Here is a 14345-nt window from a genome sequence, read left to right as displayed (position 1 = left end):
GTTTTTTCATGATCAAGGGTGGGTTGGCGATCTTTGCTGCGGTCTTGGTGGTCGCGGGGTGCGGAGGAGGTGTGAAACCCGAGGTGCCCAGCCCGTCGGCAGCGAAGAAGCCCGACACCAGCAACATCAAGATCGAGGGCGACCCGTCCACTGCGGTGAACAAGCTCGCGATGGAGGCCATCGCCGATCTGCAGACGTATTGGACCGATCAGTTCCCCAAGCTCTACGGCGAGGACTACAAGCCGGTCGAGGGCGGCTTGTACGCGTTGACGCCGGACTCGGAATCGGGGCCCGCCTGCGCATCGAACTACGGCGACGTCGCGGGCAACGCGTTCTACTGCAAGCTCGACGATTCGGTGGCCTGGGACGCCGCCGGACTGCTTCCCGAGCTCCAGAAGAAGTACGGCGACTTCGTCATCCCCGTCGTCCTCGCGCACGAGTGGGGACACGCCATGCAGCAGCGATCGGGCTTCTTCGACCAGAACGAGCTGACGGTCAGCTCGGAGCTGCAGGCGGACTGCTTCGCCGGTGGATGGGCCAAGCACGCCCAGGACGACGGGGTCTTCGAGGTGTCGGGCGCGGACCTCGACAGATCGCTGGCAGGCATCCTGGATCTGCGCGACACCCCGGGCACCAGTGCGCAGGACCCGTCGGCCCACGGCAGCGGCTTCGACAGGGTCAGTGCCTTCCAGGACGGCTACGACAACGGCGCCGAGAGGTGCAAGGAGTACAAGGACGGCGAGCCGATCGTGCTCGAACTTCCCTTCAACGACGCCGAGGACGAGGCGAGCGAGGGCAACGCCCCGTACGACTCGATCGTCAACGGTGTGCCGTATGACCTCGAGGACTACTGGACCCAGGTCTACCCGGAACTGACCGAGGGACAGGCCTGGCCGCCGATGAAGGGCCTCGAGCCGTTCGACCCGTCGAGCCCGCCGGACTGTGGCGGCCAGTCCGCCAAGGGGTACGTGCTCTTCTATTGCGTACCAGACGATTACGTCGGTTGGGACAACGTCGAGAGCATGCCGCAGATCTACGACGAGGGCGGCGACTACGCAGTCGCGACGCTGCTGGCCACCCAGTACGGGCTGGCGGCGCTCAGCCGACTGGGTGACGACTCCGACGAGAAGACGTCCACCCTGCGCGGCGATTGCCTCGCGGGCGCCTACACCGCCAGCGTCATCCTCTACAACCGTGAGGCCACCAGCACTTACCACATCTCGCCGGGTGACCTCGACGAGGGAATCAAGGCGCTGCTGCTGTTCCGCGGTGAAGGCGACGTGGACCGCCAGGGAGCCGGATTCGATCGGACTCGCGCGTTTCGCGCGGGCGTCATCGACGGTGCGCAGGGCTGTCTCTCGTACCAGGCTTAGCCACCCGACGTTCGGGTCGGTCTCGGCACGGCGGCCTTGGTCCCCTGGCCGATCCACGCGGGGATGGCGCGACGAACCTCGGCCGGTCCGGACACGGCCACACTGCCGTCGAGCAGCGCGTGCGACCAGCCGACGTCGCCGCGCCAAATCCGGGTGAGCGTCAACAGGCTGGTTTCCACCGTGCCGCTCACCTCGTAACCGGGGTCGACGTCGCAGACGTCGGCGTGGCCGTCGACCACCACCAGCCACCACCGCGACGCCTTGACCGCCGTGCCGTCGAGGTGGAAGGCGACGGTGGTCCGCGAGCGGGGCCACTCGTCGATCGACACCGTGCGGTGGATGTCCCACATCAGCAAGTGTGGGTCGAGGTCCGCTTCGCCCAACTCGCCGACCCAGCGCACACCCCATCGCCCCAGCGCCTCGACCACCTCGCCGAGTTCCTGACCGCACTGGGTCAGCGAATAGGTGGTGCGACCATCGATCTCGGCACGCTCCACGACACCCGCGCGGGTGAGCGACTTTAGGCGCTTGGAAAGCAGCGCGGGAGACATCTTCGGCACGCCGCGCCTGAGATCGTTGAAATGGCGACTACCGAGAAGCAATTCGCGCACGACGAGCAGCGTCCACCGTTCGTCGAGCAGTTCCATCGCCTTCGACATCGGACAGAACTGGCCATATCCGGACACGTCGTCACCTCCGTCCCTGTCCAACTACCGACGAAGAAGCCTGGTACGAACATCGAACCAGTGGTGGTACAGATTTGTAACTAGATCGACCACATCCTCCGGAGCGACGATGTCTGCACCAGACAGGGAGGAACGATGATGAGTGCCGTAGTGCAAGACCGAGAACTCGAAGCCAAGCATCGTGCGCTGTGGGCGCTGGGTGACTATCGTGCCATCGCCGATGGACTGGTCGCGTCCTTGGGGCCGACGTTGGTGGCGGCGACCGGCGTGGGCCGCGGTGACCGCGTGCTCGACGTGGCCGCGGGGACGGGTAATGCCGCGATCGCCGCGGCAAACGAGGGGGCGACTGTCATCGCGAGCGATCTGTGTCCCCGGCTTCTGGAGCAGGGTCGCGCCATTGCCGCGCAGCGGGGGACTGCGCTCGAGTGGCACGAGGCCAACGCCGAGGCGCTGCCCTTCGCCGACGGTGAGTTCGACGCGGTGTTGTCGTGCATCGGAGTGATGTTCGCGCCGCACCATCAGCAGGCGGCCGACGAACTGATCCGGGTGTGCCGGCCCGGCGGGACGATCGGCCTGCTCAGCTGGACGCCAGAGGGGTTCATCGGCAGGCTGTTCGCCACGATGAAGCCGTACGTGGCTCCGCCGGCCGCTGGTGCGTCGTCACCGCCCCTGTGGGGAAGTGCGGACCACGTCCGCGGACTGCTCGGCGACCGGGTCGCCGACGTCGTGACCGAGCGCCGAGGCTTGCCCGTCGACCTATTCGCCAACGGCGAACAGTTCCGGGAATACTTCAAGGCCAACTACGGACCGACGATCGCGGCGTACCGCGGACTCGGCGACGACGAGGGGCGGATTGCGGCCCTCGACGCCGACATTGCCCGAATCGGAGACGAGGCACTGGCCGGGTCGCCGACCATGGAGTGGGCTTACCTCGTGGTGGTCGCCACGAAGCGGTGATCAGTTCGCCAGTCGCACTTGATGTTCGCGCTGGCAATCCCCGCTGCGTGCGTGGCCCGCTTCTTGACAGCGGGAAGGCGGTTTTGGGTGCTAGCCCCACTTGCCGCGGTCCTTCTTCGGTGTGGAATTGAATCGATGGTTACGGAGTTCGTCTAGGTAACCGCATCATCGACGAAGAACACCGAGGAGCAACCCCATGTCCGTTCAGTCGAAGACACATGCGCTGCTGGCGGGCATGGCCACCGGCGGGCTGATCGCCGCCGGCCTGATCGGTCTCGGCACACCCGCGGCGTCGGCCGCCCCGGGATGCTCGGACGTGGAAGTCGTGTTCGCCCGCGGAACCGCGGAGGCCGTCGGGCTCGGGGCCGAGGGCCAGGCCTTCGTCGACTCGCTCAAGGGCGACCTCAAGGGCAAGACCGTCAGCGCGTACGCGGTGAACTACCCCGCGTCCTACGACTTCATGCAGGCGGCCGACGGCGCCAACGACGCCAGCGCCCACGTCCATGCCACCGTGGCCTCGTGCCCTGACGCCAAGATCGTGCTCGGCGGATACTCGCAGGGCGCGGCCGTGGTCGACTTCATCACCGCGGCACCGGGTCCGGTGTTCGGCTTCACCAACCTCATGCCGCCGGAGGTCGCCGACCACGTCGCCGCGGTCGTGGTCCTCGGCAACCCGTCGGCGAAGTTCGGCCGCCCCCTGACCGCGCTGAGCCCGCTGTACGGGCCCAAGACGGTCGACCTCTGCAACGGTGCCGACCCCGTCTGCTCCCCAGGGGATGATCGCCCCGCCCACAGCCTCTACGTCGAAGCCGGATTGACCAGTCAGGCAGCAGCATTCGCCGCCGAACGGGTCAATGCCGCCACCCCCTCTTCCGCTTAGCCTCCGATGGCGTCGGCCGCCAGGATGAGCCGACGTCGAACCTCGAATGCTTGACTCCTGGCGCCTGTCGGGCATACGTCTGGCACGGTTGACGGTCCGGCAGACAGCCGGTCTCATGTGCTTACGTCGCGGATCATCGCCGACCCGAACGGAGATGTTCAGTGACCGAACGCGAAGACCGCCAGGACATCTCGGACGTCCTGCTCAGGTATGTAACTGGCATCGACCGTGGCGACTGGCCGCTGTTCCGCACTGCGTTCACCGATGACTGCGAACTGGACTATGGCGAGATCGGCACGTGGCGCGGCGTCGACGCCGTCAGCGAGATCATGGAGACGTCGCACGCGATGGCGGGCCACACCATGCACCGGCTCACCAACCAGGTCATCGTGGTCGACGGCGACAAGGCTGAGGCGCGCACTTACGTCGATGGCCTGATCACGTTCGGCGAGGCCAACTCTGGCGTCAACGCCATCGGGTTCTACGACGACGACATCGTCCGCACCGACGCGGGATGGCGGATCGCCCGCCGTCGCTTCACGCCGGTACGCGTCATCTCAGTAGGAGAGGGCTCGTGAGCTTTGCCGAGAAGTACGGACCGTGGGCGGTCGTCGCAGGCGCCTCGGACGGGGTGGGCGCAGCGTTCGCCGAGGCACTTGCCGAGCGCGGCACGAGCGTCGTGCTGCTGGCCCGCCGGCAGGAGGTCCTCGACGAGGTTGCGGCGGGCATCGAATCCCGACGTGGTGTTCGAACACGAACGCTGGCAGTCGATCTCGCCCGCGCGGACGCCGCCAAGGCGATCGCCGACGCGACTGCGGACCTCGACGTGGGATTCCTCGTCTACTGCGCGGGCGCAGACCCCGACTTCCAGCCGTTCCTGGCCAACCCGGTGGCGACGGCGGAGGCGATGATCCAACGGAACTGCACGACGCCCGTCCAACTGTGCCACCACTTCGCTCCGGCGATGGTAGCGCGGGGCAGTGGTGGCATCGTCCTGCGCGGCTCGGGCGCCGGTTTCGTCGGCGCACCGAACATGGTCGCCTACGGTGCGACGAAGGCGTTCGACATGGTGTTCGCCGAAGCCCTCTGGAGTGAACTCCACGAAAAGGGCGTCGACGTGCTCGGCCTGATTCTCGGGAAGACCGATACGCCGGCCCTGCGGCGTCTGGAGCGGGACCGCGGCACGACGACCGAGGACGAGTCGCCGACGGAGGCCGCCACCGTCGACGAGGTGATTGCGGAGGCCTTCGAAAACCTCGGCAACGGACCGACACACCTGGTCGGCGAGACCATGCGTGCTGGCATGCAGATGTTGACCTCGCTGTCGCGCAACGACGCCGTCCAGCTCATGATCGCGGCCAGCGCCGCGGCGATGGGACCTGGAACCGACTGAGGGCCAACGACTTCGGTGGAACCTCTGGCGGCCTGGCGGTGTTGGGGCGACGATGTCAGCCATGGCCGATGACGTCCCCGCGAGCCCGACGCTGACCGACGACGACCAGAAGGCGCTTCAAGAGTGGGTCCGCGAGACGGGCCTCGGCTCGCAGGTGACCGACGTCGAACCGCTGACCGGCGGCAGTCAGAACATCGTGGTGCGCCTACGAGTCGATGATCGCCCGATGGTGCTGCGGCGCCCGCCGCAGCATCCCCGTCCGACGAGCGACAAGACGATGCTGCGCGAGATCGCGGTCCTGGCGACGCTGGCGGGCACCCCGGTCCCGCATCCGGAATTCATCGCAGGCTGTGACGAGCTCGACGTGCTCGGCGTGGTGTTCTACCTGATGGAGGAGGTCGACGGCTTCAACCCGGGTAATGAGATGGCGCAAGCGTACGTCGACGACCCAGGCGCCAGGCATGACGTCGGCCTGGCCTACGCTGCCGGCCTGGCCGAGCTGGGCAACGTGGCATGGGAGGGCAGCCCGCTGGCCGCGATCCGACGACCGGGATCCTTTCTGGTGCGCCAGGTTCCGCAGTTCTTGCGCCTGCTCGAGAGCTATCGGCACGAGGCCTACGACCCGGGTTCGCTGCCCGGGGTCACCCCGTTGGCGGAGTGGCTCGAGGACAACCGGCCCGATGACGGCGAACCCGGCATCATGCACGGCGATGCCCATCTGAACAACGTGCTGCTGCGCCGTGACCGACCCGAACTCGCGGCCCTCATCGACTGGGAGATGTGCACCGTCGGGGACCCGCTTCTCGACCTCGGGTGGATGCTGGTCTGCTGGCCGTCCGAACCCAACACCATCGATGCCGGCTCCGAACTGGCAGCCCTGGGCGGCCTCGCGAGTCGCAGCGAACTGCTCGACGCGTACACCGCCGCCGGCGGTCGAAAGACGTCCCAGCTCGACTGGTTCAAGGCGTTGGCCTGCTTCAAGCTCGGCATCGTCATCGAGGGCACCTGGTCGCGCTACCTGGCCGGCCAGGCCAGCTGGGACGCAGGCCAACGCCTGCACGCGTCGGCGATGTCGCTGATCGAGTTGGGCACAAGGGTGGCCAAGGGCGACGACCCGTTCGTCTAGCGATAGGTGTCGAGGCCGAGTTTGACGGCGAGTGCCAGTCCCGCTGCGGCGATCATCAGTCGCAGCGGAGTCGCGGGCGCACGCCGGACGATCGCCGGACCGAGCCGCGAGCCCAGCAGACAACCAACGCCCAGGGGGGCCACGGCCAGCCAGTGGATCGGAGCGAACGCGATGAAGATCACTGCCGCAACACCGTTCGCCACTCCAAGGACGACGTTCTTGGTGGCGTTGGCACGAGCCAGGGACTCGCTGCCCGTGCGAAGGAACAAGGCGAGCAACAGCACCCCGGCCGCGGCGCCGAAGAAGCCGCCGTACACGCAGATCGCGAGGACCGCGATGCCCTCCAACAGAATTCGGGAGGCACCGCGCGGGGCGCCCGCGACCCGATCTCGCTCGGGGAGGGCGATCAGCACGGCCGACGCGGCCAGCAGGATCGGCACGACGTTCTCGAATCCCTTTGCGGGGATCGCCAACAACAACGCGGCACCCGCCGCGCCACCGACCAGCGCCGCGGGCACCAGCCGCTTCAGTGCGGAGCGCTGGCCGCGCAGCTCGGGCAGCGACGCCGACACCGATCCGACGCCGTTGAACACCAGGGCCACGGTGTTCGTCACGTTCGCCGTCACCGGCGGCAGCCCGATCAGCAGCAGGGCGGGATACGTCGTGAGCGAGGCCAGCCCGGCGATGCTGCCTACCAGGCCGCCGCCAATCCCGGCGACGAAGAGCAGTGCCGCATCCCACCAACCCATGTCGGCACGACCCTATTCGACGCCGATCCCCTTCGTGCGGCTCGGCCTCAACGCATCGACGGGTCGGCGGCGTGTAGCCGGGCATGGGCGATCGCACTGTCGAGCGTGTCGATCAGGTGGTTTTCGTGACGCAGGGAATCAATGACGCCGACGTTGGTCAGCAGATCCAGGTGTTCGGCCTGGACACCCTTGATGATGACGGTGATCCCGCGCGACTCCAGCTCATCGGCGATCTGGGCCAGGGTATGCGCACCCGTCGCGTCCAGCATTCCCAACGTGGACATGCGGATGATGACTACCTTCACTTCGGGCTGATCGGCATCTGTGATGGTGTTCGAAATCCGTTCGGCGACGCCAAAGAACATCGCGCCATCGAGGCGCAAGAGTGCAATTCTCTCGTCGCCGGCGTGGTGCGGACCAGGCAGTTCCTCGCGCGTGACGCTGCTGCGGCGTGCCACGGAACGCAACGCGAACACCGCCGCGACCACGATTCCGATCTGCACCGCCTCGATGAGGTCGAAGCACACCGTGACGACGGCCGTGAGCACGAAGGTCAAGGCATCCGCCCGGGTGGAGCGCAGGATCCTCGCGACCGTCCTCGACGAGATCATCCGAAACGACGTCACCATCAGCACGGCCGAGAGTGCGCACAGCGGAATCGCAGACACCCGACCGGTCGCGAAGTACACGACACAGAGCAGCAGCAGCGAGTGGACGATGGCGGAAACGCGGGTGACACCGCCGGACCGCACGTTGACTGCCGTGCGCGCGATGGCCCCGGTCGCAGGCATACCGCCGAACACTCCCGACGCCACCGACGCCATGCCCTGACCGACCAACTCGCGGTTCGGGTCATACGGACCGGTGGGCGACATGGTCGCGGCCACGCGCGCCGACAGCAGCGACTCGATTCCCGCGAGCGCTGCGATCGCCAGTGCCGCGCCGAAGAGCGCCTTCGATGCGCCTAGATCGGCGACCGGCAGCACCGGAGTGGGCAAGTGTGACGGCAGTTCTCCGATCCGTCCGACGGGCACGTGCGCGACGACCACCAGGACCGTCGCGGCGAGCACGGCGACCAACGATTCCGGGATGGCGCGGTGCAGCCGGGGCAGACCGATCATCAGCGCCGCGACCAGCCCTGCAACCGCGAGAGTGGTGCCCGCGATCGCCCAGTCGACGTGGCGGACGACGTCCCACGCCCCCACGAGTGGGCTCCGGCCCGCGGTTGCGCTGCGCCCCAACGCCGCGGGCACCTGCTGCAGGAAGATGATGATCGCGATGCCGAGAGTGAAGCCCTCGATCACGGGCCATGGGATGAACGTCACCGCTCTCCCGAGCCCGGTGCCACCGGCGGCCACCACCATCACACCGGCCAGTACGGTCACCAACGCGATGCTGCCGAGGCCGTACTGGCTCACGATGGGCGCGAGCACAACCGCCATGGCTCCGGTCGGACCCGACACCTGGACGTTGGAACCCCCGAAGACCGCAGCCACCAACCCGGCCACCACTGCGGTGACGAGGCCAGCGGCGGCGCCCACCCCCGAGCTGATCCCGAATGCCAGTGCCAGAGGCAGTGCAACTACGCCGACGGTGGCACCTCCCACGACGCCGCGGCGCCACGACCGGGGCAACTCGGCGTAGTCGGAGCGGTGCGGCAGTAGCCGGGTCAACGTGCGGGCCGCGCCGGCCATCATCGGGACGTGCCGAGGGGCGGAAGCGCATTCAAGGCATCGAGCTGGTCCCTGCTTGCCTGCAGGTTGTCAGCGAGGAAGGCGCGAGCGATCAGCAGCAGCTCCGAGATCTTCGAGTGGGCGAGCTCGTAGTACACCGCGTTCGCCACCCGACGGCTGCGCACCACGTGGTGCCGCTTGAGGACGGCGAGGTGCTGGGACAGAAGTGTCGGCTCGATGGGCCGTCGCTGCCAGGATCTCGCTGACCGGCGTCGGACTTTCACGGGCCGACAGAATCTCCAGTGTCCTGATCCGCGCTGGGTGTGCGAGCGCCTTGAAGAGATTGGCCTTGATCTCGTATAGCGGTGTCGCGGGACCGTCGGGAACGTGTTGCGGCACGGGGCACCTACCGGTTAAGGAATTGAATGAATTCTCAATTCACTCGAACGGCGTCGACCGTCGATGGAAAACCTCGCGGTCAATCGTGTTGCGCACGCGGCCGTTCGGCTACTACCGTGTCTCACGTGCCGAAGCGACTCGTAGTAGCCACCCACAGCGGGGTCTGACTCAGACCGACCCCTCGCTGTGGGTCGTTGATACACCGTCGGTCAGTCCCTCTGACAAGAGAAGACCGGCTCGTGTTCTCCACCTCCTCGACACAATCCGCCATCGGCGCATCCCCTTCATTTGCCGCGCAGTTCGACGGTCCGTTACCTCGGGCGCTGCGCGCGGAGGCCGATTCGATGTCCGACGACGCATTCCACGCCAGGTATACGCCGACGTCAGGGCCGCTGCGACTCGGCCACTGGCAGTGCACTGATGTCGACCGGCCGGCCACCCGACTGGGCCCCCAGGCGCGCAACTACCAGGCCACGATCGCCATCGGCGATCGCATGGGCACGTCGAACGTGGCGGCGAGTGGGCCCGTCGCCGCCCTGACCGCGATGCTCCACGAGCGAGGCATTCGCGTCGAGATACGGGCGTTTCACCAACGGCACGTCGACGGAAGCACGGCGACGTTCATCCGGGGCACCGACGGTGTCCGCGATGAGTGGGCGATGGGCTGGTCGGAGGACCCCACGCAGTCGGCGCTGCGCGCGGTGATGGCCTGCGCGAACCGCCTAGCTCAGGCTGGCGCGTAGGAGCCACACTCCCAGCCCCACGGCCGCGGCGCGCGCGGCCGAGCTCAGATCCCTGGCCACCTCAGCGCAGCGGGCGCAGGACGATCGGCATGCCGTCCATCGGCACGGGCATGCCGCCGTAGTCCCACTTCGCCTCGCGACCGGGATGCGCCAACTCCAGCCGGTACTTGCGCAGCAGTCGGTGCATGATGACCTTCACCTCGAGCTGGCCGAACATCATGCCGATGCACTTGTGCGAACCGCCGCCGAAGGGCGTGAAGGCGTAGCGGTGCTTCTTGTGCTCGCTGCGCGGTTCGGCGAATCGGCCGGGGTCGAACTTCATCGGATCGGTCCAGAACTCCGGCAGGCGGTGGTTCAGGCCGGGATACGCAATGACGTTGGTGCCCTTGGGAATGTGATAGCCGAGCAGGTCCGTGTCGCGCACCGCCCGCCGCATCGCCCACTGCACGGGAGTGACCAGGCGGATCGACTCGTTCATCACCAGGTCGAGCGACTCGAGCTTCTCCAACGACTCGATGTCGACGGGCCCGTCACCGAGGCGGTCGGACTCGTCGCGGCAGCGGTCCTGCCACTCGGGGTTCTCGGCGAGGAAGTAGGCCATCGTGGTCGACGTCGAGGTCGAGGTGTCGTGCGCGGCCATCATCAGGAAGATCATGTGGTTGACGACGTCGGCGTCGGAGAACTTGTTGCCGTCCTCGTCCTCGGTCTGGCAGAGCACCGTCAGAAGGTCCGAGCCCTCGGCGCCGCGACGTTCCTTCACCCGGGCTTCGAAGTAGTTCTCCAGGAGCTTGCGGGCCTGCAGACCGCGCCACCAGGTGAACGGCGGCACGCCGGTGCGGATGATCGCGTTGCCCGCGCGGACCGTCGTGGTGAAGGCATTGTTGACCTTGGTCACCAGTTCGTGGTCGGTGCCCGGCTCGTGGCCCGTGAACACCATCGAGGCGATGTCGAGGGTCATCTGCTTCATGGCGGGATAGAGCAGGAAGCGGGGGTCGTTGGCGACCCAGTCGTTGGCGATGACCTTCGACACCACGGTGTCGACCTGCTCGGTGTAGCCGACCAACCGGGTGCGGACGAAGGCCTCCTGCATGATCCGCCGGTGGAACATGTGCTCGTCGAAGTCCAGGAGCATCAAGCCGCGGTGGAAGAACGGCCCGATGACGGGTATCCACCCCTCCTGCGAGAAGTCCTTGTTGCGGTTGGAGTAGATGGCCTGAGCGGCATCGGGTCCCAGTGCCGTCACCGCGGGCAAAACGGGGGAGTCGGCGTAGTAGACCTGGCCCTTTGTCCGGTAGAGGTGCATCAGGTACTCGGGGCCACCACGGAACATCTCGACGATGTGGCCGAGGATCGGCAGGCCCGCGTCGCCCATCACCGGTTTGAGGTCACTGCCTGCGGGCGGTTCGGCCAGGACGGTCTGGTTGAACTCGGTGCGGAGCAGTTTGCGTTCCAGGGCGCCCATGCCGGGGAAGTTGTTGATGGACGGCGTGAACCGCCGCTTCGCTTGGTCGAGCAAATACTCCGGGGTACTGATGGTCGCCATTGGCAAGCTCCTAGGCTAAGGACGTGTGTGGTCGATCTCACTCGCTAGGCCCATCCTGTAGGCCACACTTGACGCATGTCAAGTTTTGATCTGGCGTGTCGGCAGTGCGAAGGTTGTCCGTGATGAGCACCGAATCCGTCCCCCGCGAGGTCCGCCGCAGCCGCGGTGACCGGCAGCGTGAGGCGATCCTGGGCGCGGTCCGGGAGTTGCTGGAGTTCAAGGCCTTCTCGGACCTGTCGGTCAGCATGATCAGCGAGCGCGCGGGCGTCGCGCGATCGGGCTTCTACTTCTACTTCGACTCGAAGTATGCGGTGCTCGCGGTGATCGTCGCAGACGCGATGGAGGAGCTCGACAAGCTCACCCACGACTTCGCTCCCCGCGAGCCGGACGAGACGCCGTCCGAGTTCGCCAAGCGCATGGTGGGCAGCGCGGCGGCGGTGTTCGCGAGCAATGACCCGATCATGCGCGCCTGCACGCTCGCCCAGAACACCGATGCGCAGATCCGCGAGATCATGAACGACTTCGAGGACACCGTGATCGACAAGATCGTCGGCCTCATCCGCCAGGACTCGGGTGCCAGGCCCATTACCGACGATCTGCCCGCGCTGGTCCGCATGCTCACCGCAACCACGGCAATGACGCTGTCGCACGACAGCGGCTTCGTCGGGCGCAAGACCGACCCCGACCGTGCCATCGCCGTGGTCGAACAGTTGTGGCTCAACGCCCTGTGGGGTGGCAGGAGCGTGCCCGGAACCTGATCCGTCGGTGGCGGTCGATTAAGGTCACGACCATGGCGCAATCTTTTGCGGGCAAGCGGTGTTTCCTCACGGGTGCCGCGAGCGGAATCGGGCGGTCGACGGCACTGAAGTTGGCCGCCGAGGGCGCCGAACTGTTCCTCACCGACCGCAATGCCGAGGGCCTTGAGGAGACGGTCGCGGACGTCCGCGCTCTCGGGGCCACGGTGAGTGCCCACCGCGCGCTCGACATCTCGAACTACGAGGAGGTCGCGGCCTTTGCCGCGGACATCCATAGCGCGCACCCGAGCATGGACATCGTGATGAACATCGCCGGGGTGTCCGCGTGGGGCACGGTGAGCCATCTGAGTCACCGGCACTGGGAGTCGATGGTCGCCATCAACCTGATGGGACCCATCCACGTCATCGAATCGTTCGTGCCGCCAATGGTTCTCGCTGGAAACGGAGGGAGCCTGGTCAACGTCGCGTCCGCGGCCGGCCTGGTGGCACTGCCCTGGCACGCCGCCTACAGCGCGAGCAAGTACGGTCTGCTCGGTGTCAGCGAGGTGCTGCGCTTCGATCTGGCCCGGCACGGCATCGGGGTATCCGTCGTGGTGCCGGGGGCGGTGCGGACGCCGCTGGTCCACTCCGTCGAGATCGCGGGAGTGGACCGTGACCACCCGCAGGTGCGCAAGTGGGTGGACCGGTTCAGCGGGCACGCCGTCACGCCGGAGTTGGTGGCCGACAAGATGCTTCGCGGCATGTCGCGCAACCGTTTCCTCATCTACACCTCCCACGACATCCGCGCCCTGTACGCGTTCAAGCGGGTCGCGTGGTGGCCCTACAGCGTCGCGATGCGGCGGGTGAACGTGATCTTCACCCGCGCACTGCGGCCGTCCAAGACCGGTTGAGCCCCAGCGCGTCGGTCAGCGCTTGCCCCAGTCCCATTGAGGCGCGGTGAGCATCGTCTGGTCGGCGACCCGGGTCTCGCCCCACTCCTTGTAGAGCTCGATCTCGCCGGAATCGTCGGTGTCGAGATGCTCGCGCATCGCGCGTGAATGCGTGACGACCACGACTTGAGTGCCTGCTGCGGCCGCGCGGATCATCGCCGCAAGCGGTGTCACCAGGTCGGGGTGCAGGGACGTCTCGGGTTCGTTGAGCACCATCAGCGACGGCGGCCTCGGGCTGAGGAGCGCCGCACCCCACAGGAGGAATCGCAAGGTGCCGTCGGACAACTCGGCGGCGCGGAGCGGCCTCAGCATGCCACGTTGGTGCAGCTGCAACTCGAAGAGACCGTCTTGCACCGCGACCGACACCTCGGCTCCGTCGAAGGCGTCGGCGACGGCTCGTGGCAGGTCGTCGAACCCGGCCTCGACGATCGTCTGGACGGCGGCGGCCAGATCGCTGCCGTCGTCGGACAGCACCGGAGTGCGTGTGCCGACGCGAGGCCGACGCGCCGGTGCGTCGGGGTCGACCCGGAACCCGTCGTAGAACCGCCAGTCGCGCAGTCGATCTCGAACGGAGGCGAGCTCGGGCAGTGCGCCGGGGTGCGCGTACTCCGCGAGGACGCTGCGGTAGGCGGGTAGGGACCTTGTGAGCTCGTCGAATCCGCGGCCGGATTCGGCCGCGACCTCGGCGTAGTCGCGGACCCGGCTGACCAACGTCGAGCTCGGCCGCAACCGTGGACCCGCGAACACCGCTTCGCGCTTGATCTCCGGATCACGGGCGAAGAACGAGCGGTGACCTGCGTCCTGCGGCAGGCCGAGATCGATCAGGTAGCCGAAATCGTCTGAGGCGAAACCGAGTTCGAGTGACACCGGTCGAGTGCGCGTGGTGCCCTCGCTCCGTCCGGTGCGGCGCGCCCCGCCGACGTGTTCGGGACCCGCCCACAACACCGACTCCAGGCCGCCCTCGCGGGCCAATGAACCGATCACCTCGCCGCGACCGCAGTCGGAGAGGAGTCGCAGCGCCCGATACACCGACGACTTGCCCGTCCCGTTGGCGCCCGTGACGACGGTGAGACCCGTGAGCGGAACGACGACCTCGCGCATCGATCGGTAACCGCGGATCGCGACGGTGTGCAACATGT

14 protein-coding genes and 1 pseudogene are annotated in these 14345 nt (G+C 67.2%); 9 read left to right on the top strand and 6 right to left on the bottom strand.

The window, feature by feature from the left end; all coding sequences use genetic code 11:
* Window positions 1-8: 8 nt before the first annotated feature.
* The gene (locus VET27_RS04820; RefSeq protein WP_526515678.1) at window positions 9-1373 is read left to right on the top strand and encodes a neutral zinc metallopeptidase; all 1365 of its coding nucleotides are present in this window, start codon (window positions 9-11) and stop codon (window positions 1371-1373) included.
* Here the strand turns inward: VET27_RS04820 and VET27_RS04815 are convergent.
* Window positions 1370-2059, bottom strand: coding sequence for a winged helix-turn-helix transcriptional regulator (locus tag VET27_RS04815; protein ID WP_526515677.1), 690 nt, complete (start codon window positions 2057-2059; stop codon window positions 1370-1372). The two genes, VET27_RS04820 and VET27_RS04815, sit on opposite strands and share 4 nt — an antisense overlap.
* Before the next feature lie 138 nt (window positions 2060-2197).
* On the opposite strand from VET27_RS04815, the gene VET27_RS04810 reads away from it, so the two are divergent.
* The 5 genes from VET27_RS04810 (at window position 2198) to VET27_RS04790 (ending at window position 6415) form a co-directional block, all read left to right on the top strand.
* A complete protein-coding gene (locus VET27_RS04810) occupies window positions 2198-3016 on the top strand; it encodes a methyltransferase domain-containing protein (protein WP_526515675.1) in 819 nt (272 codons plus the stop codon).
* 196 nt (window positions 3017-3212) lie between these two features.
* Window positions 3213-3896, top strand: coding sequence for a cutinase family protein (locus VET27_RS04805; protein ID WP_526515673.1), 684 nt, complete (start codon window positions 3213-3215; stop codon window positions 3894-3896).
* A gap of 161 nt (window positions 3897-4057) precedes the next feature.
* Window positions 4058-4474: a nuclear transport factor 2 family protein gene (locus VET27_RS04800; RefSeq protein ID WP_526515671.1), complete on the top strand. Its 417-nt coding sequence runs from the start codon at window positions 4058-4060 to the stop codon at window positions 4472-4474.
* Window positions 4471-5289 (top strand): SDR family NAD(P)-dependent oxidoreductase, encoded by an 819-nt coding sequence (locus tag VET27_RS04795; RefSeq protein ID WP_526515669.1) that lies wholly within the window; start codon window positions 4471-4473, stop codon window positions 5287-5289. Before VET27_RS04800 ends, VET27_RS04795 begins: the two co-directional genes overlap by 4 nt.
* A gap of 61 nt (window positions 5290-5350) precedes the next feature.
* Window positions 5351-6415, top strand: coding sequence for a phosphotransferase family protein (locus VET27_RS04790; protein ID WP_526515667.1), 1065 nt, complete (start codon window positions 5351-5353; stop codon window positions 6413-6415).
* Here the strand turns inward: VET27_RS04790 and VET27_RS04785 are convergent.
* The 3 genes and pseudogenes from VET27_RS04785 to VET27_RS04775 all read right to left on the bottom strand — a co-directional run bounded on the left by VET27_RS04785 (window position 6412) and on the right by VET27_RS04775 (window position 9236).
* Window positions 6412-7164, bottom strand: a complete 753-nt coding sequence (locus tag VET27_RS04785; RefSeq protein WP_526515665.1) for a sulfite exporter TauE/SafE family protein — start codon at window positions 7162-7164, stop codon at window positions 6412-6414. The two genes, VET27_RS04790 and VET27_RS04785, sit on opposite strands and share 4 nt — an antisense overlap.
* A gap of 47 nt (window positions 7165-7211) precedes the next feature.
* Window positions 7212-8861 carry a SulP family inorganic anion transporter gene (locus VET27_RS04780; protein ID WP_526515663.1) on the bottom strand — a complete coding sequence of 550 codons (1650 nt, stop codon included), beginning with the start codon at window positions 8859-8861 and terminating at the stop codon, window positions 7212-7214.
* Window positions 8858-9236: pseudogene (locus VET27_RS04775) on the bottom strand (ArsR/SmtB family transcription factor). The gene VET27_RS04780 and the pseudogene VET27_RS04775 overlap by 4 nt, the downstream one beginning before the upstream one ends.
* Before the next feature lie 269 nt (window positions 9237-9505).
* Between VET27_RS04775 and VET27_RS04770 the strand changes: the two are divergent.
* Window positions 9506-9979, top strand: coding sequence for a homocitrate synthase (locus VET27_RS04770; RefSeq protein ID WP_526515748.1), 474 nt, complete (start codon window positions 9506-9508; stop codon window positions 9977-9979).
* Window positions 9980-10040: 61 nt separating this feature from the next.
* On the opposite strand, the gene VET27_RS04765 is transcribed toward VET27_RS04770, so the two are convergent.
* Window positions 10041-11522: a cytochrome P450 gene (locus VET27_RS04765; protein WP_526515661.1), complete on the bottom strand. Its 1482-nt coding sequence runs from the start codon at window positions 11520-11522 to the stop codon at window positions 10041-10043.
* A gap of 122 nt (window positions 11523-11644) precedes the next feature.
* Here VET27_RS04765 and VET27_RS04760 point away from each other — a divergent pair, with 122 nt between their 5' ends.
* Together VET27_RS04760 and VET27_RS04755 are read left to right on the top strand one after the other, a co-directional pair.
* A complete protein-coding gene (locus VET27_RS04760) occupies window positions 11645-12280 on the top strand; it encodes a TetR/AcrR family transcriptional regulator (RefSeq protein ID WP_526515659.1) in 636 nt (211 codons plus the stop codon).
* 32 nt (window positions 12281-12312) lie between these two features.
* Window positions 12313-13167, top strand: coding sequence for an SDR family oxidoreductase (locus tag VET27_RS04755; RefSeq protein ID WP_526515657.1), 855 nt, complete (start codon window positions 12313-12315; stop codon window positions 13165-13167).
* Window positions 13168-13182: 15 nt separating this feature from the next.
* On the opposite strand, the gene VET27_RS04750 is transcribed toward VET27_RS04755, so the two are convergent.
* Window positions 13183-14343, bottom strand: coding sequence for an AAA family ATPase (locus VET27_RS04750; RefSeq protein WP_526515655.1), 1161 nt, complete (start codon window positions 14341-14343; stop codon window positions 13183-13185).
* Between the last annotated feature and the right edge of the window lie 2 nt (window positions 14344-14345).

Origin of the sequence: Mycobacterium sp., assembly GCF_035633495.1 — a bacterium.
In the GTDB taxonomy this organism is placed as follows: Bacteria; Actinomycetota; Actinomycetes; order Mycobacteriales; family Mycobacteriaceae; genus Mycobacterium.
Note: the sequence above shows the minus strand (reverse complement) of the source record. Positions and strands in the feature narration are given on the sequence as shown.

What these genes read in the sequence shown, in the direction of transcription:
- VET27_RS04820 (WP_526515678.1), top strand. Translation starts at nt 9, where the DNA reads ATGATCAAGGGTGGGTTGGCGATCTTTGCTGCGGTCTTGGTGGTCGCG.
- VET27_RS04780 (WP_526515663.1), bottom strand. Translation starts at nt 8,861, where the DNA reads ATGATGGCCGGCGCGGCCCGCACGTTGACCCGGCTACTGCCGCACCGC.
- VET27_RS04785 (WP_526515665.1), bottom strand. Translation starts at nt 7,164, where the DNA reads ATGGGTTGGTGGGATGCGGCACTGCTCTTCGTCGCCGGGATTGGCGGC.
- VET27_RS04760 (WP_526515659.1), top strand. Translation starts at nt 11,645, where the DNA reads ATGAGCACCGAATCCGTCCCCCGCGAGGTCCGCCGCAGCCGCGGTGAC.
- VET27_RS04755 (WP_526515657.1), top strand. Translation starts at nt 12,313, where the DNA reads ATGGCGCAATCTTTTGCGGGCAAGCGGTGTTTCCTCACGGGTGCCGCG.
- VET27_RS04810 (WP_526515675.1), top strand. Translation starts at nt 2,198, where the DNA reads ATGAGTGCCGTAGTGCAAGACCGAGAACTCGAAGCCAAGCATCGTGCG.
- VET27_RS04765 (WP_526515661.1), bottom strand. Translation starts at nt 11,522, where the DNA reads ATGGCGACCATCAGTACCCCGGAGTATTTGCTCGACCAAGCGAAGCGG.
- VET27_RS04750 (WP_526515655.1), bottom strand. Translation starts at nt 14,343, where the DNA reads ATGTTGCACACCGTCGCGATCCGCGGTTACCGATCGATGCGCGAGGTC.
- VET27_RS04790 (WP_526515667.1), top strand. Translation starts at nt 5,351, where the DNA reads ATGGCCGATGACGTCCCCGCGAGCCCGACGCTGACCGACGACGACCAG.
- VET27_RS04805 (WP_526515673.1), top strand. Translation starts at nt 3,213, where the DNA reads ATGTCCGTTCAGTCGAAGACACATGCGCTGCTGGCGGGCATGGCCACC.